Genomic DNA, 19,151 nt, shown 5'->3' with positions numbered 1-19,151 from the left:
CGCATGGGATGCATTGTCTCGACGTCCCGTGCGATGCCGGGTTGCGGGCGCCGATCGAGCCATTTCGCTGAGCGCGACCCAAGGATGAGGAGCTCCACGGCCCGTCCGCGCCTGACGGGCGAATGCGGGAAGCGTATGCCACGGGCGCGGAAGGGCGCTCAAAAGGGCAGTTTCAAGCCGGGCGAGAATTCCAGCAGATGCCGCCGGAATTCCTCCTGGATACGCCATAGCGCGGCGCCATCGTCCCCCTCGAAACGCATCAGCACCGCGATGCCGGCGGGCGCCACGCGCGCCATGGCGAAGCCGTCGTCGTACTCGACCCGCACGCCCTCCACGTGCCGGATACTGCGCGCCCGCGCGAACTGCCCGTCGGCGCGCAGCGCCTCGATCAGGCGATCCGGCTCGCCGTAGTGCAGGGCCAGGCGGAACTCCGGCGTCGAGTACGTCTGCGGCAGCGCCTCCAGCGCCTCGCCGGCGTCGGGATGGCGCGACAGTATTTCCAGCAGGCGGACCGCGGCGTACAGCCCGTCGCTGTAGCCATTCCATCGGTCGCGGAAGCGGATACTGCCGTTCATCTCGGCGCCGAGCATGGCGTCCGACTGGCGCATCTGGGTGGCCATGCAGACCTCGCCGCCATGGCACATGACAGGGAAGCCGCCGAGCTGGCGCACTTCTCGCGGAAGCAGCCTGGTGCTGCCGACATCGTGCAGGACGCGCATGCCGGCGCGCCCCGGCAGCATGTCGCGCGCCAGCAGCAAGGCCAGCCTGTCGGTGCCAGTGGCGATGCCTGAGCGATGCGCAACGCCGATGCGGTCGCCATCGCCGCCCAGCAGTAGCCCGATCTCGCAGTCGGTATGGCGCAGGTAGGTGGCGAGTCTTGGCAGCGCGTGCCGCGGGTCATGGCTGCCGGCTTCGTACCTGGGTTGCCGCGACACGTCCAGGACCTCGCAGCCGGTCTCCTCCAGCACCTCGACCGCCAGGGCGCGCACCGAGTCGCTGCAATCCAGGGCAACCTTGACCGTTCGCGCCAGTATCACGTCGCTGGCCACCCGGGCGGCGTAGCAGCGTGCCGCGTCCATGCCCGTGCGGGTGCCGTAGCGCCCGTCCTGATGCGCGGTGGATGGCTGCATTGCCGGACGCAGCGCTTGCAGCGCAGGTCCGCCCAGGACGCTGCCGCCGAGCATGACCTTGAAGCCGTTGCTGGCCTCTTCGTCATGGCCGCCGGTGACGGACACCGCCGCGCCCGTGTCGGTCAGCCGGGCGGCGAACCACGTCAGCGGCGTAGGCGCCATGCCGATGTCGATGATGTTCATGCCGGTGTCCCGGATGCCGGCCTGCAACGCGGCCGCCAGTTCGATGCTGCTCAGCCTGGCGTCGCGGCCGACGACCACCGATCTGCAGCCGGATCGCATCGCGCGTTCTCCCACCGCCCGCCCGAAAGCGTGCGCGAAGCGGTGGTCGATCTCCTGGCCGAAGCGGCCGCGGACGTCGTCGGTCCGGAAGGCCTGCGAGGCGAAGCCGGGAACGGCGGCGGGAGCGGGGTGGTGCATGACAGTCCCCCGGTCGCCGCTAGGGTTGGCCGTCGCCGTAGTAGGCGGCGCGCGTATGCCGGTAGCGTCCGTATTTGGGCCGGTAACCCAGCCCCTCGCCCCGCAGCTTCAGGCCGTTGAAGATGACGCCCGCCACTGTCGCGCCGGCCTGCTCCAGCCGTTTCGCCGCCTCGCGTATCTCGCCGACCGAGTTCATGCCGGATCGCACCACCAGCATGACGGCCGCGGCGTGCGCGCCCACCACGGCCGCGCCGGACGACGACAGCACCGGCGCGGTGTCGATGATGATCAGGTCGTAGTCGGCGGACAGCCTGCGCAGGCATTTTCCGAATGCATCGCCGGCCAGCAGTTCCGACGGATCGAAAGTCACCTTGCCGGCCGAGATGAAGTCCAGGCCGTTTCTCACGTCGCGGCGCGTGGCGGCTTCGAGCGTGGCCGCACCGGCCAGGACTTCGAACAGGCCATCGCCCGGCGGCACGGCGAAATAGCGGTTCAGGGCGCCGCGCCGGAAATCCGCGTCGATCAGCAGTACGCGCTTGCCCACGGCCGCCTGGATGAAAGCGAAGTTCGCCGACAGGAACGATTTGCCCACCCCCGCGGTGGGGCCCGAGAAGGCGATGATGTTGTTGGCCGAGCCGCGCATCGCGGTCTGCAGCACGGTACGGAAGCTGCGCAGGCTCTCGATGGGTGGGGTGTTGCCATTGCTTTGCGCCAGCAGCGCGGGGACGCGGGCTTTCCTGCGCCGCGCGCGCCGCCACAGCCTGTCCTGCAGTTCGCTGAAGGGCACGGCGGCCAGCACGGGCAGGCCCGTATACCGCTCGATCTCTTCCGGATCGGTCAATCCGCCGAACAGCGCATTGCGCAGGAATGCCGCGATCAGCCCGATCAGCAGGCCCGCGAGCGTAGCGATGCCCAGCACCATGGGCGCCTTGGGCCTGAGCGGCCGCTCGGCTGGCAGCGCGGCATCCACGACGCGCACGTTGCCGACTTTGCCCGCGCGGATCATGCGCAGCTGCTGCGCGTTGTTCAACAGTCCCGTGTACAGCTCGGTGTTGACCTTGACGTCGCGCGTCAGGCGCACCACCTCCTGTTCCAGGTCGGGCAGCCCCCGGATCTTCGTGTTGAGCCGCTCCATGTCGCGCTGGATCGATCCGATCTGGCGGTCGATGGCTTCGATGCTCGGATGCGAGCGCGCGAAGCGCGTCGCCAGTTCCTGCCGTTTTGCCGCCAGGTCGAAGATGCGGTTCTGTGCTTCGACGGACTGGCCGAGTACCAGCTTGGCCTCCTCTCCCAGGTCGATCGTGCCGCGCGAATTGCGCAGGGCGTTGTAGCGGGCCTCGGACTGCTCCAGCTGGTTCTTCAGCTCGGGCAGTTGCTGATCCAGGAACGCCAGGGATTTCTCGGCCTGCGCGGCCTTGCGATTCGTGTTCTGCCGGACGTACTCCTGGCCGATTTCATTGAGCACGGCGGCGGTCAGGGCCGGATCGGTTCCCTGCAGGGTGACGCCGATGACGTTCGATTGGCGGCCGCGCTCGAAAATGCCCATCCTGGCCTGAAGGGCGGCGATGGCTTCGAGGCGGGATTCGCGCGTCACCGTGAAGTGCGTTTCCGGCTTTGCCCGCAGCGCGCCGATCCCCATTTCGATCACACCGCCTGGAGTCTCGAAGCGCTCCAGCCTGCCGACCAGGCCTTCGAAACGCAGGCCGTGCACGCTGTCGATCAGTTCATAGGCGCCGTCCCGCAGCGCCACCACGCGCAGCTTCTTGCCGATGAGATCTTGCGGCACGTCGATGCGATCGACCTGTATGCGCGCGTCGCCCCAGGCGTAGTTGCCGGGGAGGGCGTCCAGTAGTGCCGGGGACAGCCCGATGCCGTCGCGATTGTCGGCCAGCCAGCGGCCGATGACCGGGAAGTAGTCGGGCGAGGCATGCACGTACAGGTGGAAGTGATCGACCGCGCTGCCCGTCACCAGGCGCGAGCGCAGGATCTCCATTTCGCCGGACGCCGCTTGCTTGATGTCGAAGATCGCCGACACGTCGCCCAGCATGCTCTTGGCCGAGGTGGGGGTTTCTTCCTCCACCTGCACCGCGATGTCCGACTGGTACACGGGCGGCGTCAGCATGTAGTAGACCAGCCCCGCCAGCATCGCCAGCAAGGTGATCGTGGCGATCATCAGGCGGTTCGCCAGCAGTACGTCCAGGTACGACATCATCGGCATGTCGGGTGCGCGGGTGTCTGCGTACTCGAGCTGGAGAGGAGGCTGCTTCATTGTCGGCTCGCTATTGAGAAAAAGCATGCGGGTCCGCGTGCGTGCCGCGGACTGCATTGCCATGCGCCGCATACCGCGCGGCAAATACGCCATCAGCGTCGTGTCGAGTCCAGGGTCTGTACCGTCTGCGCGCTGGGGAACAGCAGGGAAATGAAGCGGTTCCATCTCACCAGGTCGCCGGCGTCGATGAACACCACGTCCTGGGATTCGAGCGGGAACTTCAGCGCGACGGCCATGGCCTGCGGCGATGCGCTGTCCAGGTGGAAGACCTCCGGCAGAGCCTGGGGCGTGGAGCGCACGACATAGATATCGCCGGGATTGCTGGTCAACTGGCTGGGCCCGCCGGCCTCGCCCAGCGCGTCGCCCAACGACAACGAGCCGTCGCGCATGGTCAGCGCGCCGGGCCGTGTCGCTTCTCCCATCACATACACCTTGTTGTCCGCGCGTGTCTGCACCCGGACGGTGTCGCCGCTTTGCAGCAGGATCGACGTCGGGTCGATGTTCTGGGCGTTCAGGGCGCCCAGGTCCACGCGCACGGTACGGCCGCCGCGCGTGACCTGGACCCGGCTGCGATCGGCGGTGGGCAGCAGGCCGCCGGCCCGGTTGATCGCCTCGGGCAACGTCATCGGCACGTCGGTGATCGGCATCGGCCCCGGAGTCTTCACCTCGCCCTCCACGTAGACACGCTTGCTGCGATAACCTAGCACGCGCACCGTGATCTGCGGACTGGGAATATGGTTGATAAGGCCTTGTGCCAAAGCACTACGCACCTGCCCCTCCGTCAGTCCGGATACCTTCAGGAGGCCTACATACGGAAATTGGACGTAGCCGTCCGACGAGACGGGGTAGCCCGGTACGCCGGCGCCGGTATCCCCGAAGGCGAGTTCGGTCGGTCCCGTCCCGATGCTGTATGTCTGCGTCGGAAGGACGAGTTCGGGGTGGTCCCAGATCACGATGGAAAGGATGTCTCCCGGTCCGATGGTATAGGGCCGTGCGGTGCCGACCAGGGCACGCACCTCGTCGGCCACGGGCCGCGAGCGCGCCAGCGTTGCGGCCAGCGCCAGCGTCGGCGTGATCCGCTTGACCTCGGCACGCGATGCGGGATCGTTGGGGTCGACCAGGAATTCCGCCTTGTATCGCATGCCTGGCGAGTACGCGCAGGCACCCAGCATGGATACGGCGGCCGCCACCGTGGCGGCCCTGCACGACGTGCGAATTAACGTCTTCATTGGCATTCCAGAGGATGAGGAGCCCCGCGCCGCGGCAATGGGTTGCGTAACGGGCTACGACATTCCACCGGTTCCGACGGATGTCGAACATTGGGCGGATGGCTTAGTGCCTCGTGTAAGCCTTTTGGCCGTTTCGGCATGCCCGCCCGCTTCTTATGATGGCCGGGCAACGTCGCAAGAAGCCTCGATCGGCCGTGTCGGCCGCCTCTCTGCGTTGCCTCGCCCTGGAGCGCGTCATGGACATGCCCCCGATGAACGTGTCTGGCAGGTTCGCCGGCAACGGCGTGCTGTATCGGTTGGCCGACGCGGCCATCATCGCGGCCTGCGGCATGACGACCACGCATTGGTTTGCGCAGCGGCAGCAGGTCGATATCGCACCGATCCACGCGCTGTTGGTCTACCTGTGCAGCTTCATTGCCATCGCGATGTTCCCCGCCTTCCGGCTGTATGCGTCTTGGCGCGGGCGCAGCCTGGCCGACCTGGCCGCGCGCAGCCTGGGCGCCTGGGCGACCGTCTTCGCGCTGGGGATCCTGGCCAGTTTCCTGAGCCATCAGACGGAGGCGATCTCGCGGCTATGGGCGGGCACCTGGTTCGTGGCCACCGCCGTGGGCCTGGTCGGCGCGCGCCTGGCGGCCCATGGCGTACTGCGCCGCGCGCGTGACCGGGGATTGAATGGCAAACGGGTGGTCATGGTCGGGTTCGGCGCGCTGGGCCACGATCTCTGGCGCCGCGTGCATGCGGCGCGCAGCACGGGCTACGAGGTGGTCGGCATCTACGCCGATGCCAAGGAGCAGACGCCGGCGTGCGCGCACCGCCTGCGAACGCTGGACGATCTGTCCGGTTTCATCCGGCAGCACGAGGTTCGCGAGGTATGGATCGCGCTGCCTGTCGAGTCCAGCCAGTTGGTGAGCCTGGCCATGCACGCGCTGCGCCATGATCCCATCGACGTGCGCTGGATCCCGGACGTGATGTCGGTGCACTTGCTGGGCCATCGCGCGCACGAGTTCCTCGGGGTGCCCGCGATCGAACTGAACAGTCTGCCCGCCGCCGGCGTGCGCGGCATGGCCAAGGAAGGTTTCGACCGCGTGTTCGCGCTGTGCGCGCTGGTGGGGCTGGCGCCCCTGATGCTGGCCATTGCGGTGCTGATCAAGCTCGGCTCGCGCGGGCCGGTGCTGTTCACCCAGGCTCGGCTGGGGGTCGATGGCCAGGTGTTCCAGGTCTACAAGTTCCGCAGCATGACCCTGCACCACGAGACGCCGGGCCGGGTCACGCAGGCCACCCGCGATGACGCGCGGGTCACGGCGCTGGGCGCATTCCTGCGCCGCACGAGCCTGGACGAGCTGCCGCAGTTCTTCAACGTGCTGCGCGGCGAGATGTCGGTGGTCGGGCCGAGGCCGCATGCGCTGGAGCACAACGAGCAGTTCAAGGACCTGGTCGCCCGCTACATGATGCGCCATCGCGTCAAGCCCGGCATCACCGGCTGGGCGCAGGTCAACGGCTTCAGGGGGCAGACGGACACGGTGCTCAAGATGCGCGACCGGGTCGAGTTCGATCTGTACTACATCCAGAACTGGACGTTCCTGATGGACCTGCGGATCATCGCCAGGACTGCCGTGGCTGGCTGGACGGGCAAAGATGTCTACTGATCCGTCATCCGCCGCCCGGCGGACGTTGCCCTTCGAACGGTTTCGCCAGGCGGTGGACATGCTGCCGCTGGTGGCGATCGACCTGCTGGTGCGCAATGCGGGCGGGCGCTACTTGCTGGGCCTGCGCGGCAACCCTCCCGCGCAGGGCTGCTGGTTCGTGCCGGGAGGACGCATCCGCAAGGGCGAGACGCTGCTCCAGGCGCTGGCGCGGCTGACGGCCGAAGAGCTGGGCACGGCGCTGCCGCCCTCGGCCTGCGCCCTGGTGGGTGTCTACGAACATTTCTACGACGTGAATTTCGCCGGCGAGACCGGCAGGCAGACCCACTACGTGGTGCTGGCCTACGAGATCCGGCTGTCCGTCGATCACCAGGTCCTGCTCCTGCCCGCCGCCCAGCATGCCGCCTACCGCTGGGACACCCCCGCGCAAGCCGCGGCGGATAGGGATGTCCATCCTTACACCCGGGCCTATTTCATGGAGTCTCTTCAATGACTTTCTCTTCTGCCGATTGCCGCGTCGTCGTGTTGTGCGGTGGCGCCGGATCGCGGCTTTGGCCGCTGTCGCGCGAGTTCCTGCCCAAGCAGTTCATCCGCTTGACGGGTGCCCGCAGCCTGCTGCAGGACACGGTGATGCGGCTGGCCCTGCACGCGGGCGCCACGCGTCCCCTGCTGGTCTGCAACGAGGCGCACCGCTTCATTGCCGCCGAGCAGTTGCAGGACCTGCCCGGCATCCAGCCCGAGCTGCTGCTGGAGCCCTGTCCACGCAACACCGCGCCGGCCATCGCCGCCGCCGCGCTGCGCGCGATGCATGACGGCCGGGACCCCGTGCTTCTGGTGGTGCCCTCCGACCATGTCATCGAAGAAGGATCGGCGCTGCGGGAGGCATTCTCCATCGCGATGCAGGCGGCGGCCGAAGGGGCGCTGGTGGCCTTCGGCATCGCGCCCAGGACGCCCGCGACGGGTTATGGCTATTTGCGCCTGCAGGCGGGGCAGGGCCGCTGGCGCCGTGTCGACGCTTTCGTCGAGAAGCCCGACGCGCAACGCGCCGAGCAGTTCCTGCGCGATGGGAGCTATTACTGGAACAGCGGCATGTTCGCCTTTCGCGCATCGGTGTTGCTGGCGGAGATGGAGCGGCTGGCGCCGGAGATGCTTCTGGCCGTGCGCGCCGCCGTGTCGGCGGGAACGGGTGATGACGACGTGTTCCGGCTCGATCCGGCGGCGTTCGCGGATTGCCCCGCCGATTCGATCGATTATGCGGTGATGGAACATACCGACAGGGCCGTGGCCGTGCCGCTGACCGCGGGGTGGAGCGACGTGGGCGCCTGGGATGCCGTGTGGGACATGGCACAGAAATGTCCGCAGGGAAATTCCAGCGTGGGCGACGTGCTGCTCCAGGATTCGCACAACTGCCTGGTCCACGCCACGAGCCGTCTGGTGGCGACGATCGGCCTGGACGACATCATGGTGATCGAGACCGCCGACGCCGTGCTGGTCGTGCACAAGAGCCGCGCGCAGGAGGTCAGGCGCGCAGTGGAAACGTTCCGCGCGCAGGGGCGCGCCGAGCTGGCGCAGCATCGCGAGGTGCGGCGTCCCTGGGGCGCCTATGACCTCGTGGGTCAGGGACCGCGCTATCAGATCAAGCGCATCACCGTGAAGCCCGGCGCGCGCCTGTCGCTGCAGATGCACCACCACCGCGCCGAGCATTGGGTCGTGGTGACGGGAACCGCGCGGATCCGCAACGGCGAGCGCAGCTATCTGCTGACGGAGAACCAGTCCACCTACATCCCTTTGGGCGAGACCCATAGCCTGGAGAACCCCGGCAAGATCGCGCTCGAACTCATCGAGGTGCAGTCGGGGGCCTATCTGGGCGAGGACGACATCGTCCGTCTCGAAGATATCTACGGCCGCGCCTAGCCGGCCGCACCCGGCCATGGGGACCGCGCGGAGGATGAGTGCGCTTGCGCGCATTACGCCATCCGGTCGATATCCCGGACGAAAGGGCCTCGGTAATCTTCATTCATACACCGCCTAAAGGACACCACCATGCATAAACGGGCATTGATCACGGGCATCACCGGTCAGGACGGCGCCTATCTGGCCGAGTTCCTGCTTGGCAAGGGCTACGAAGTGCATGGCATCAAGCGCCGCGCCTCTGTCTTCAATACCGCGCGCATCGACCATCTGTATCAGGATCCCCACGAGACGCCGCGCAATTTCGTGCTGCACCACGGCGACATGACGGATGCCTGCAGCCTCATCCGTGTGGTGCAGGCCGTACAGCCCGACGAGATCTACAACCTGGCGGCCCAGAGCCACGTGGGCGTGTCCTTCGAGGAGCCCGAGTACACGGCCAACGCGGACGGGCTGGGCACCTTGCGCCTGCTGGAGGCGATGCGCATCCTGAAGATGGAGGACCGGGCGCGCTTCTATCAGGCCTCCACTTCCGAACTGTACGGCCTGGTGCAGGAGGTGCCGCAGCGCGAGAGCACGCCGTTCCATCCGCGCAGCCCCTATGCCGCCGCCAAGCTGTACGCCTACTGGATCTGCGTGAACTACCGGGAGGCCTACGGCATGTACGCATGCAACGGCATTCTGTTCAATCACGAGTCGCCCCGTCGCGGCGAGACGTTCGTCACGCGCAAGATCACGCGTGCCCTGGCCCGCATCGCGCTGGGCCTTGAAGGCTGCCTGTACCTGGGAAATCTCTCGGCACGCCGCGATTGGGGCCACGCGCGCGATTACGTCGAGATGCAGTGGTTGATGCTGCAGCAGGACAAGCCTGAGGATTTCGTGATCGCCACCGGCCTGCAGTACAGCGTCCGGGACTTCATCAACGTCGCCGCGCGCGAGCTGGGCATGTTGCTGGCCTGGGAGGGCGACGGGGTGAACGAGACGGCTACCGTGCTGCTCAGCCCGGCCTACGAGGCCGTGAAATCCGGCCAGGTGATCGTGCGTGTGGATCCCCGCTACTTCCGTCCCACGGAGGTCGAGACATTGCTGGGCGATCCGACCAAGGCACGCGAGAAACTGGGCTGGACGCCGCGCACCGACTTCGAGCAATTGGTGCGCGAGATGATCGCCAGCGACCTGAAGGAGGCCCAGCGCGATGCGCTGGTCGGGCAGAACGGCTACGAAGTCTACGCATACAAGGAGTGATGCGATGGCCCACCTCGACCAGCACGTCTTCGTCGCCGGCCATCGCGGCATGGTGGGATCGGCCATCGAGCGCGAATTGCGTCGGCAGGGCTACCGCAACGTGGTCACCCGGACGCGGGAATCCCTGGACCTGGAGAACCAGGCTCAGGTCGACCGGTTCTTCCATCTGCAGCGCGTGGACATGGTCTACCTGGCCGCGGCCAAGGTGGGGGGCATCCTGGCCAATCAGACCTTTCCCGCGGACTTCATCCACCGCAATCTGGCGATCCAGACCAATGTGATCCACGCGGCCTTTCGCGCCGGCGTGCGGCGCCTGGTGTTCCTGGGCTCGTCCTGCATCTATCCGCGCCTGGCGCCGCAGCCCATACGTGAAGATGCCCTGCTGACCGGGCCGCTGGAGCCGACCAACGAGGCGTACGCCATCGCCAAGATCGCCGGTATCAAGCTCTGCGAGGCCTACAACAGCCAATACGGTACGCGCTACCTGTGCGTCATGCCGACCAATCTGTACGGTCCCAACGACAGCTACGACCTGCGGATCAGCCACGTATTGCCGGCGCTGATCCGCAAGTTCCACGAGGCCCGCGAGCAGGGGCTGGACCGCGTGACGATATGGGGCTCCGGGCAGCCCCGGCGGGAATTCCTGCACGTCGACGATCTGGCCCGCGCCTGCGTCATGCTGGCGCAGTCCGACCAGGCCCAGGGCTTGTACAACGTCGGCGTGGGCTGGGACATCTCCATCGCCGAACTGGCGGAGATGGTGGCCGAGGTGATCGGTTTTCGTGGGCAGTTGACCTATGACCCGAGCAAGCCGGACGGCACGCCGCGCAAGTTGCTGGACATCGGCCGGCTGGACGCGCTGGGTTGGCGTCCCACCATCGGCCTGCGCCAGGGCATCGAGGCGGTCGCTGACGAGTACGCGCGGCAGGCCGCGCCGCTTGCCTGACCACCGCTGCGGAGTCTCGTCCATGCGCGCATTCATGCGGAGAACCCTCGCCGGCAACGCCTCGTTGTGGGGGCTGGTGGAGTACGGACTGGCCCCGCTGGTGGCGCTGGCCGCCACGCCTATCCTGCTGCGGCAGTTGGGAACCGTGGGCTTCGGGCAATTCGCCATGATCATGGCGCTGGCGGGTTTCGGCAACGTTGCCAACCTGGGCGCGGCATTGACCGGCACCAAGCTGGTGTCCGAGCGCCGGCATGTGCCTGGCGGCGCGATGCATGGGGCGGGAGTCAGCCTGGCCCTGGTGGGCGGCGCCCTGCTCCTGGTCGCCGTGCTGGCGACAACCGCCTGGGCCGTTGCGCGGATGGCATGGCCCGGCGCGAGATTCGGCGGCATTCCGGTGGCCGCGCTGGCGCTGCCGGCGCTTGCGGTGTATCTCAGCCAGCAGGTGGACCAGTTGTTCTCCGGTTGCCTGAAAGGGCGCGAGGCCTTTCGCGTGGCCGCGCTGTGCGAGGTCGGCGGCCGGCTGTCGGCGTATGGCATGACCTGTTCCGTGGCGTTGCTGACGCATTCGGCGCTGCTGGCCGGGCTGACGCAGGCTGGCGGCCTGTTGGCCTCGGGCCTGCTCAAGATGCACGCATTCGCCCGTTGCGAAGACCGCATGGTGGTTCGTCCGCTGTGGGATCGCGCGGCGTTGGGCCCGGCCTTCCGGTTCTCGCGCTGGTCCTGGCTGAACAGCCTGAGCGCCGTGGCATTCGGGTCGGTCGATCGCATCCTGGTCGGTTCGCTGCTGGGGCCGGCCAGCCTGGCGATCTATACGGTCGGGGCACAGGTGGGCCAGATCATTCACACCGCATCGGTCGCCGTGTTCCAGAAAGTCATGCCCAGCGTCAGCGGATTGGCCGCGCGTCCTGGCAGCGAGCATGCCGTCGCCCGCCTGGTGCGCCGCATGATGGCGGCGAATCTGGCGCTGTCCACGCTGGGCACCGCCGCCGCGCTGGCCGCCAGTGCCCACGTACTGGCGCTGATGCTGGGGCAGGTCCATACCGGGGACCATCTGGCGACCTTCCGCCTGTTGATCATCGCCGCCGGCCTGCTGTCCCTGAACGCCGTGGCCCACTTCTCGTTGCTCGGCATGGGCAACAGCAAGGCAGTGGCCGTGCTCAATGGATTGGCGGGCGTGGCCATGGCGGGCGTGCTGCTGATGCTGGCCGTCCCGGCGGGAGAGCGCGCGGCGGGGTGGGCGCGCATCGCTTACGCCGTCACCACGCTGGCGGGCATTCACCTGGCGCTGCGGCAGTCGCGCGCTGCGTCCTTCGCCCATCCGCAGCCCGTCGTGCGATAGCCCATGAATATATTGAGGACACTGATGCGCAATCGTCATCTCCGTTCCACCCGCATGGTGGTGGACTTTGTCAGCCGCCTGCAGGCGCCGCCGGTCTTGCCCCGTTCGGACCTGCCTCGCATCACGGTGGTCACGCCGTCATACAACCAGGGAAAGTTTCTGGAGCGCACCATCCTGTCGGTGCTCAATCAGGGCTATCCCGACCTGGAGTACATCATCATCGATGGCGGCTCGACCGATGGCAGCGTGGACATCATCCGCAAGTACGCCGCCCATCTGGCGTACTGGGAGAGCAAGCCCGACCGGGGCCAGTCCCACGCGATCAACAAGGGCCTGGAGCGCGCCACGGGAGAATACGTCGGCTGGCAGAACTCCGACGACCTGTATTGCCCGGGGGCGCTGCTCGAGCTGGGCCGGGCGGCCGCGCGCCTGCGGCCCTCCATCGTCAACGGCCACCTGCTGATCGCCGACGCCGAGAACCAGGTCTTCCGCCGGGTTTTCTACACGCCGCTCAACCGCGCCAAGCTGACGGTGGTACGCGCCTCGATTCCCAACCAGGTAGCCATTTTTCGCCGCGATTGCCTGTTGCGCCACGGGATGCTCAATGAGCACATGCGCTACTGCATGGACCTGGAACTGTGGAGCCGCCTGTTGCGCGATGGCCCCAACGTGGTCGTTCCCGACGCCATGGGCGTCTACACGGCGCACGGGCAGAGCAAGACTTCGCTGATGCAGGACGTGCTGCGGAGCGAGCGCGAGGAAATCGTCGGCGCCATCCGCGCCGCCGGGGAAGGCACCGGCCGCCTGTTCGGCCTGTCTTGCCGCGCGGCCAAGGTCGCCGCGCATGCCCGGCAGGGAGACATCGACTACCTGATGGAGAAGCTGTTGCACAAGTTCGCCGGCCGGGACGACTGGCACGCGCGCTAAGGAGCCGACACATGCAGGCACGTTATCGCCATCCGTCCACCTTGCCCTGGCTGTGCGTTTTCGTCTTCTGCGCGCTGGCGCTGAGCAATGAGTGGCTCGTCCTGGCCGTGGGCGAGTTCAAGCTGGCGGGATTCGACCTGGCATTCCTGGCGATCGTGTTCGTCAAATGCATCAGGCTGGCGGACCCCGCGGCCTATACGTTGCCACCGCCGCGCGTGACGCTGCCGATGGCACTGAACGCCCTGGCGATCGGCTACCTGCTGCTGCGGGCGCAGTCGTCGGCGGCCACGTCTGCCGCGGACATCGCCCGCGACCTGCGCATCGTGCTGTATTTCCTGCTCACGCCGTTCCTTTGCTACAAGGACATCGACGGTCCCAGGGCCCATCGCCGCCTGCAGTGGACGATCGTGGCCAGCGGCCTGGCTGTGTCGACCTTGATGGTGGCCAAGCAGATGGCCGGCTTCAGCACGATCGAGCCCGTGCGCGACGCCAATCTGGGTGTCTGGGTGTTGCCGATGGCTGTCGTCTCCATTCTGTACTTCCGCCAGCCGCTGGGTTTGAAGCCTCGCACCGCGTACCTGATGATCCTGTACATGGTCGTGGCGCTGGTGTTCTCGTTGAACCGCAGCCAGTATCTGCAGCTGGGGTTGACCCTGGTCATCGCGGTTGCGCTGGGGGGCAGGGTGGGCGCCATGCGGCGCGCGACCCTGCTGTTCGCCCCGGCGATCGTGGCGGGCATGCTGATCTTTCACGCGATCGGCTACCTGGACGTGCTGTCCAGCCGCGTGCTGAGCGTCGAGACGCTGGACCAGGACTCCAGTTATGGCGCCCGCGTGCAGGAGTACGAAGGGCAGATGGCCCTGTTCCGGGAAAGCCCGACGTTCGGGCACGGGCCAGGCCTGCGCAGCTGGGTCATGGGCGAGGATGGCTTCGAACTGAGCACTTTCTCGCATAACTCCTGGGTCTTCTACCTGATGAAGTTCGGCGTCGTGGGCACGCTGCTGCTGATGGCGCCGGCCGTGCTGATGCTGGTGGCGGCGCTGGGGCGGCGTCATGGGGACGAGGCGTTGGAGTTGCACCGGCGCTATCTGATCGCGTGCGTGCCGGTCTACATCCTGATCGACTCCATGTCTGCCGGACTGGCCTATGCGCCCAAGACGGCCTTCACGGGTTTCCTGTTGTGCTATTGCCTGTCGTTGCTGCGGCTGTACCGTCCGCCCCTGGCTTTTACCGCAACGCCAGTCAAGGCTCGCGTGCCGGTCGCGCCGCGGCCCGAAGTGACCCGGCCGGCACCTGCCAGGCCCGTCTTTCCCAGGCTGCCCGATCATGGTTGACGTCCTGTTCGTCGCGCCCGACCTTCGTCCCGGCGGGGTAGGCCGGTGTGTGGCCGCCCAGATCGAGGCATTGCCCGCCCTCGGGCTGTCCACGGCGCTGTTCTGCGCCCGCGCGGCGGAGGATGAGTTCAGCCCCGCGGGTGCGGCCGTCACGCGCGGCCTGGATAGCCGGGTCGGCGGCGCCGCGATGCAGTGTCTGGCGCCGCTGCTGCTGGGGCGCCTGATGGCGGCGCTCCGCAGTCAACGCCCGGCGCTGGTCTGTTCGCACGGGATGTTCTGCAACCTGCTGGTGGCGGCCGCGCGCATCATGATGCCGGATGCCTTCCGTTCGGTGGCTTTCGAGCACAACAGCCCGCGCGCGCACTACGGTTCCGCGCGCCTGGGCAGGCTCAAACGCATGCTGCTGCGTGCCTACGGCGTGCATGACTGCGTGGTCGGCGTGTCGCGCGGCGTCGTGCGCGACCTGGTGGAGATGGTGCCGTCGTTGCGGGACAAGAGCCGTCATCTCTACAACGGCATCGCGCTGGCCGACGTGCGCAGGCAGGCACGCGTCGTCGGGCGTGCCATCGTGGACGATGGCACGCTGCACGTGGTGGCGCTGGGCCGCCTGGTCGAGGGCAAGGGGTTCGACACGCTGGTGCGGGCCGCGCAGTTGCTGGATGACCCGGGGATTTCCATCATCATCGTCGGCGAAGGGCCCCTGCGGGCAGACCTCGAGAGCCAGATAGAGCGCCTGCGGCCGGGCACCGCGGTGCTGCTGCCTGGCCATGCGAGGAATCCTTTTCCTGTGCTGGCGGCCGCCGATATCTTCGTGTCGGTCTCCGAGCGCGAGAGCTTCGGCATGGCGCTGGTCGAGGCAATGTGCCTGGGCGTGCCGGTGATCGCCACCGATTGCCCGTGCGGGCCGGCCGAGATCCTGCAGGACGGCCGGTTCGGCGATCTGGTACCCGTGGGCGATGCCGCCGCCGTGGCGCGGGCGATTCGCGCGCTGGCGGACGAGCCGGCGCGGCGCCGTCTGCTGGCTTGCCTGGGGCCGCGCCGCGCGGCCGATTTTTCCCTGGAACGCCATTGCCACGATCTGGCGGCCCTTATCCAACCGCTATTGCAGCGCGGGAAACCGGGCCGCGCAGGAGCACGCACATGAATCGCATACCAGTGTCGGTCGTCGTGATGACCAGGAATGAAGAGAGGAACATCGATAAATGCCTGCGGTCCCTGGACGACTTCGACGAGGTGTTCGTCGTGGACTCGCTGAGCACGGATCGCACGGTGGAAATGGCCGTCGCGCTGGACGCCCGGGTCGTGCCGTTCCGCTGGAACCGCCAGTATCCGAAGAAGAAACAATGGTGCCTGCTGAACCTGCCCTTCTCGCACGATGTGGTGCTGTACGTCGACGCGGACGAGGTCATGACCGGGGCGCTCGCGCAGGAGATCCGGGCGATGCTGCCGCGGTTCGCCCAAGGGGCGGCAGGCGCCTTCGTCGGATTCGACTATGTGTTCTGCGGCAGGCGGTTGCGGCATGGCCATCGCGTCTACAAGCTGGCGCTGCTGCATCGCGCGCGGGCGCGTTTCCTGGATTACGACGATCTCGACGTGGCCAATATGTGGGAAGTCGAGGGCCACTATCAGCCCCAGGCGGAGGGCAAGGTTCTGAGGCTGAGGCATCGGATGGTGCATCACGATCACGACACGCTTTATCACTACTTCGACAAGCACAACCGTTATTCCGACTGGGAAGCCCGGTTGCGCGTGCGGGGCCTGATGAACGATCCGCGCGAGGCCAATATCGGCATGCGCCAGTGGTTCAAGCGCCTCTTCAACGTGTTGCCTTTCAAGGCGCCCGCGATCTTCCTGCATGGCTATGTGCTGCGCCTGGGGATGCTGGACGGCAAGGCCGGGCTGGACTATGCCCTGGCCCGCGCGTGGTACTACTGGCAGATCGGGCTGAAGGCGCGTGAACTGCGCGCCGAACTGCGACGACAGGCAGTCCGGTCCGCCTGCCCGGACGCCCCGGCGCGCGGCGGCGCACGCTGATCCGCCAGGAGCCGTGATGGAAAGCTTCCAGCGTCTCGATTCGTTCCGCATGCCGGCCGGCTTTCGCGGCAGGCACGTGCTGGTGGTCCAGTTGTGGCGGATCGCGCAGGCGACGCTGTTCCGTGGGTCGCCGCAGTTCGCCTACGGTTTCCGGCGCGCGCTGCTGCGCGCGTTCGGCGCGCGCGTGGGACGCGGCGTGCTGGTGCGACCCAGTGCCCAGATCACGTACCCCTGGAAAGTGAGCCTCGGCGATTACGCCTGGGTGGGCGACGACGTGGTGCTCTACAGCCTGGACGCGATCACCATCGGTCCGCATGCGGTCGTCTCGCAGCGCAGCTACCTGTGCGCGGGCTACCACGACATCGATGCCGCCGACTTTCCCATCCGGAGCGGCCCCATCGTGGTCGAGGCGGGCGCCTGGCTCGCCACGGACGTGTTCGTGGCGGCGGGCATCACCGTGCGATGCAACGCGGTGGTGGGCGCCCGCAGTTCGGTCTTCAAGGATGTCCCCCCCAACATGGTCTGCCACGGGAGCCCGTGCCAACCGGTCAGGAGGCGCACGGCGCTGTGCGCACGCCCATGAGAATCCTCATCTACGGCATCAATTTCGCTCCGGAGCTGACCGGGACCGGCAAGTACACCGGCGAGATGGCCGCCTGGCTGGCCGCCCGTGGCCATGAGGTCACGGCCATCGCGGCGCCGCCCTATTACCCGCAGTATTGCGTGCACGAGGGCCATCGGGCCAGCCGATATGCCGCGCAGTGGTGGCAGGGCGTCAGGGTTCTGCGCGCGCCACTGTGGGTGCCGGCGCGGCCGGGCGGGGCGAAGCGCCTGCTGCACCTGGCGACATTCGCGCTGTCCAGCCTGCCGTTGCTGCTGCACGCCGCGTCCCGGCGTCCGGACGTCATCATCGCGGTCGAGCCGCCCCTGTTCTGCGCACCCGCCGCGGCGGTGGTGGCCCGGCTGTGCGGCGCGCGCTCCTGGCTGCATATTCAAGATTACGAAGTCGATGCCGCCTTCGAGCTGGGGTTGTTGAAGGGCGGGGCGCTGCGCCAGCTGGCCAGCGGGCTGGAGCGCTGGCTGATGCGGCATTTCGACCGGGTGTCGACCATATCGGAACGCATGCTGGACCGGGCCCGGGACAAAGGCGTGGATCCCGCGCGCCTGGTCTTCTTTCCGAACTGGATCGACGTGAGTGCCGCGCGCGCGGCCGCGCGCAAGGTGGATTATCGCGCCCAGCTGGGAATCCCCCGCAATGCCGTGGTCGCCATGTACGCGGGCAACATGGGGGGCAAGCAGGGGCTGGACACGCTGGCCGACGTGGCGCTGCTGCTGCGGCACGTGCCGGGCCTGCATTTCGTGTTCTGCGGCGAGGGGCCCCAGCGTTCGGCATTCCAGGCGCAATGCGCCGGCCTGGCCCAGACCCACTTCCTGCCCTTGCAGCCGGTCGAGCATTTGCCGGCGTTGCTGGCGGCAGCGGACATTCACATGCTGCCGCAACGCGCCGGCGCGGCGGACCTGGTGATGCCGTCCAAGCTTACTGGCATGCTGGCCAGCGGCCGCCCCGTCGTCTGCGGCGCGGCCTCCGGAACCGAATTGGCCAACGTGGTGCGAGGATGCGGCCGGGTGGTCATGCCGGACAATGCGTTTGCAATGGCGCGCGCGGTGTTGCGCCTTGCGCGCCAGCCGGAACGCCGCGCCGCCCTGGGCGCCGCGGCGCGCCACTACGCACAATCGGCCATGCACTCCGAATGGGTGCTTGGCCGCTTCGAGCGCGATCTGTCGCAGCTCTGCCCGCCTCGCCTGACGGTGGACGGCACGCCCTGACGGCGTGCCGCGCGGCCCCGGGGCCGCTCAATCAGCCGTTTCCTTCTCGCCCTCGTCGTCCTGCAGCAGTCCCTCGTGGATGGCGATGTAGGCGGCTTCGGCCTGGTTGCGCGCATTCAGCTTCCAGTAAAGCGTCCGCGCGTGGCTTTTGACGGTGGCCACCGAGATACCGATCTCATGGCTGATTTCCCGCATCGTGCGCCCCTTGGCCAGCAGCCCCAGTATCTCCTTCTGCCGTGGGGTCAGCACGCGCGCGGCGCGCGGCGGACGCGCCGGCAGAGGTGCGCGGTAGGGCGTTGCCTCGGCGATCACGCAGGGAAAGCATTGGCCACCGGCCAGCACCAGTTGCACGGCGGCGGCGATCGCATCGGGTTCCGACGTCTTGGGCAGCAACCCGTTGACACCGGCGCGGGCGCACTCCAGCATGAAGCGCTCATCGAGGGTATCGTGAAGCACCAGCGTATGGCGCGGCGAGAGCAGCGTCAGCGAACTGTTCAGTATCTGCAGGGCCATGGTCGTCTCCTCGCTGATCCCCAGCACCAGAAGCAGTACCGGGCGAGCGAGCGTCAACGAGACTTCCTTGAGCTTCTGCGGCCCCATCGCTATGATGCTCTCCGGACTGCGCACTTTTTCCAGGGCGTGTTGGATGGCAATACGCAGAATGGCGTATTCCTCGATCAGGACGGTGGTCATGCTCCGCAAGCCTCTTTAGGGTGCGCTGTGCGTTCTGTCAGAACGCCTCGAAGAGGGGGGTTCGAGATCGTTCGGAAGCAGCTGATTTCATCGTATCAGCGCAGTGTCAGCATGACCCTCCGCCTTGAGCACGGCCTCCGGGGCATGGATGAGCCCGGCCGGGCCATTTCGCATTGGCCTTATGGACGAGAGGACGAAACCAGA

General features: G+C 67.4%; 16 protein-coding genes. 12 read left to right on the top strand and 4 right to left on the bottom strand.

Going from position 1 to position 19,151, the window contains the following annotated elements; translation table 11 throughout:
- Positions 1-158: 158 nt before the first annotated feature.
- The 3 genes from A6745_RS01445 to A6745_RS01435 form a co-directional block, all read right to left on the bottom strand.
- Positions 159-1,550, bottom strand: coding sequence for a phosphohexomutase domain-containing protein (locus A6745_RS01445; protein WP_066122745.1), 1,392 nt, complete (start codon positions 1,548-1,550; stop codon positions 159-161).
- Between the two features lie 19 nt (positions 1,551-1,569).
- On the bottom strand, positions 1,570-3,819 hold the full coding sequence (locus A6745_RS01440; protein WP_066122743.1) for a polysaccharide biosynthesis tyrosine autokinase: 2,250 nt from the start codon (positions 3,817-3,819) through the stop codon (positions 1,570-1,572).
- 92 nt (positions 3,820-3,911) lie between these two features.
- Positions 3,912-5,048, bottom strand: a complete 1,137-nt coding sequence (locus tag A6745_RS01435) for a polysaccharide biosynthesis/export family protein (protein ID WP_066122739.1) — start codon at positions 5,046-5,048, stop codon at positions 3,912-3,914.
- Positions 5,049-5,284: 236 nt separating this feature from the next.
- On the opposite strand from A6745_RS01435, the gene A6745_RS01430 reads away from it, so the two are divergent.
- The 12 genes from A6745_RS01430 (at position 5,285) to A6745_RS01375 (ending at position 18,254) form a co-directional block, all read left to right on the top strand.
- Positions 5,285-6,694 (top strand): undecaprenyl-phosphate glucose phosphotransferase, encoded by a 1,410-nt coding sequence (locus tag A6745_RS01430; RefSeq protein ID WP_066122736.1) that lies wholly within the window; start codon positions 5,285-5,287, stop codon positions 6,692-6,694.
- Positions 6,684-7,184, top strand: coding sequence for a GDP-mannose mannosyl hydrolase (locus A6745_RS01425; protein ID WP_082852836.1), 501 nt, complete (start codon positions 6,684-6,686; stop codon positions 7,182-7,184). The genes A6745_RS01430 and A6745_RS01425 overlap by 11 nt, the downstream gene beginning before the upstream one ends.
- Positions 7,181-8,605, top strand: coding sequence for a mannose-1-phosphate guanylyltransferase/mannose-6-phosphate isomerase (locus A6745_RS01420; RefSeq protein WP_066122734.1), 1,425 nt, complete (start codon positions 7,181-7,183; stop codon positions 8,603-8,605). Before A6745_RS01425 ends, A6745_RS01420 begins: the two co-directional genes overlap by 4 nt.
- Positions 8,606-8,734: 129 nt before the next feature.
- Positions 8,735-9,847 carry a GDP-mannose 4,6-dehydratase gene (gmd, locus tag A6745_RS01415; RefSeq protein WP_066122732.1) on the top strand — a complete coding sequence of 371 codons (1,113 nt, stop codon included), beginning with the start codon at positions 8,735-8,737 and terminating at the stop codon, positions 9,845-9,847.
- A gap of 4 nt (positions 9,848-9,851) precedes the next feature.
- The gene (locus tag A6745_RS01410; protein ID WP_066122731.1) at positions 9,852-10,793 is read left to right on the top strand and encodes a GDP-L-fucose synthase family protein; all 942 of its coding nucleotides are present in this window, start codon (positions 9,852-9,854) and stop codon (positions 10,791-10,793) included.
- Positions 10,794-10,827: 34 nt separating this feature from the next.
- Positions 10,828-12,132 (top strand): lipopolysaccharide biosynthesis protein, encoded by a 1,305-nt coding sequence (locus tag A6745_RS01405; protein WP_231885876.1) that lies wholly within the window; start codon positions 10,828-10,830, stop codon positions 12,130-12,132.
- A gap of 24 nt (positions 12,133-12,156) precedes the next feature.
- Positions 12,157-13,059 (top strand): glycosyltransferase family 2 protein, encoded by a 903-nt coding sequence (locus A6745_RS01400; protein WP_066122727.1) that lies wholly within the window; start codon positions 12,157-12,159, stop codon positions 13,057-13,059.
- A gap of 11 nt (positions 13,060-13,070) precedes the next feature.
- On the top strand, positions 13,071-14,393 hold the full coding sequence (locus tag A6745_RS01395; protein ID WP_066122725.1) for an O-antigen ligase family protein: 1,323 nt from the start codon (positions 13,071-13,073) through the stop codon (positions 14,391-14,393).
- A complete protein-coding gene (locus A6745_RS01390) occupies positions 14,386-15,537 on the top strand; it encodes a glycosyltransferase (RefSeq protein ID WP_066122723.1) in 1,152 nt (383 codons plus the stop codon). Before A6745_RS01395 ends, A6745_RS01390 begins: the two co-directional genes overlap by 8 nt.
- Positions 15,534-16,427 (top strand): glycosyltransferase family 2 protein, encoded by an 894-nt coding sequence (locus A6745_RS01385; protein ID WP_066122721.1) that lies wholly within the window; start codon positions 15,534-15,536, stop codon positions 16,425-16,427. Before A6745_RS01390 ends, A6745_RS01385 begins: the two co-directional genes overlap by 4 nt.
- A 16-nt stretch (positions 16,428-16,443) precedes the next feature.
- The gene (locus A6745_RS01380; protein WP_066122718.1) at positions 16,444-17,010 is read left to right on the top strand and encodes a putative colanic acid biosynthesis acetyltransferase; all 567 of its coding nucleotides are present in this window, start codon (positions 16,444-16,446) and stop codon (positions 17,008-17,010) included.
- Positions 17,007-18,254 carry a glycosyltransferase WbuB gene (locus A6745_RS01375; RefSeq protein WP_066122716.1) on the top strand — a complete coding sequence of 416 codons (1,248 nt, stop codon included), beginning with the start codon at positions 17,007-17,009 and terminating at the stop codon, positions 18,252-18,254. The genes A6745_RS01380 and A6745_RS01375 overlap by 4 nt, the downstream gene beginning before the upstream one ends.
- 27 nt (positions 18,255-18,281) lie before the next feature.
- Here the strand turns inward: A6745_RS01375 and A6745_RS01370 are convergent, their stop codons facing one another.
- On the bottom strand, positions 18,282-18,947 hold the full coding sequence (locus A6745_RS01370) for a helix-turn-helix transcriptional regulator (protein ID WP_066122714.1): 666 nt from the start codon (positions 18,945-18,947) through the stop codon (positions 18,282-18,284).
- Positions 18,948-19,151: the final 204 nt, after the last annotated feature.

Origin of the sequence: Bordetella ansorpii (assembly GCF_900078705.1) — a bacterium.
In the GTDB taxonomy this organism is placed as follows: Bacteria; Pseudomonadota; Gammaproteobacteria; order Burkholderiales; family Burkholderiaceae_B; genus Bordetella; species Bordetella ansorpii_A.
This window is presented reverse-complemented; position numbering and strand designations above follow the sequence as displayed.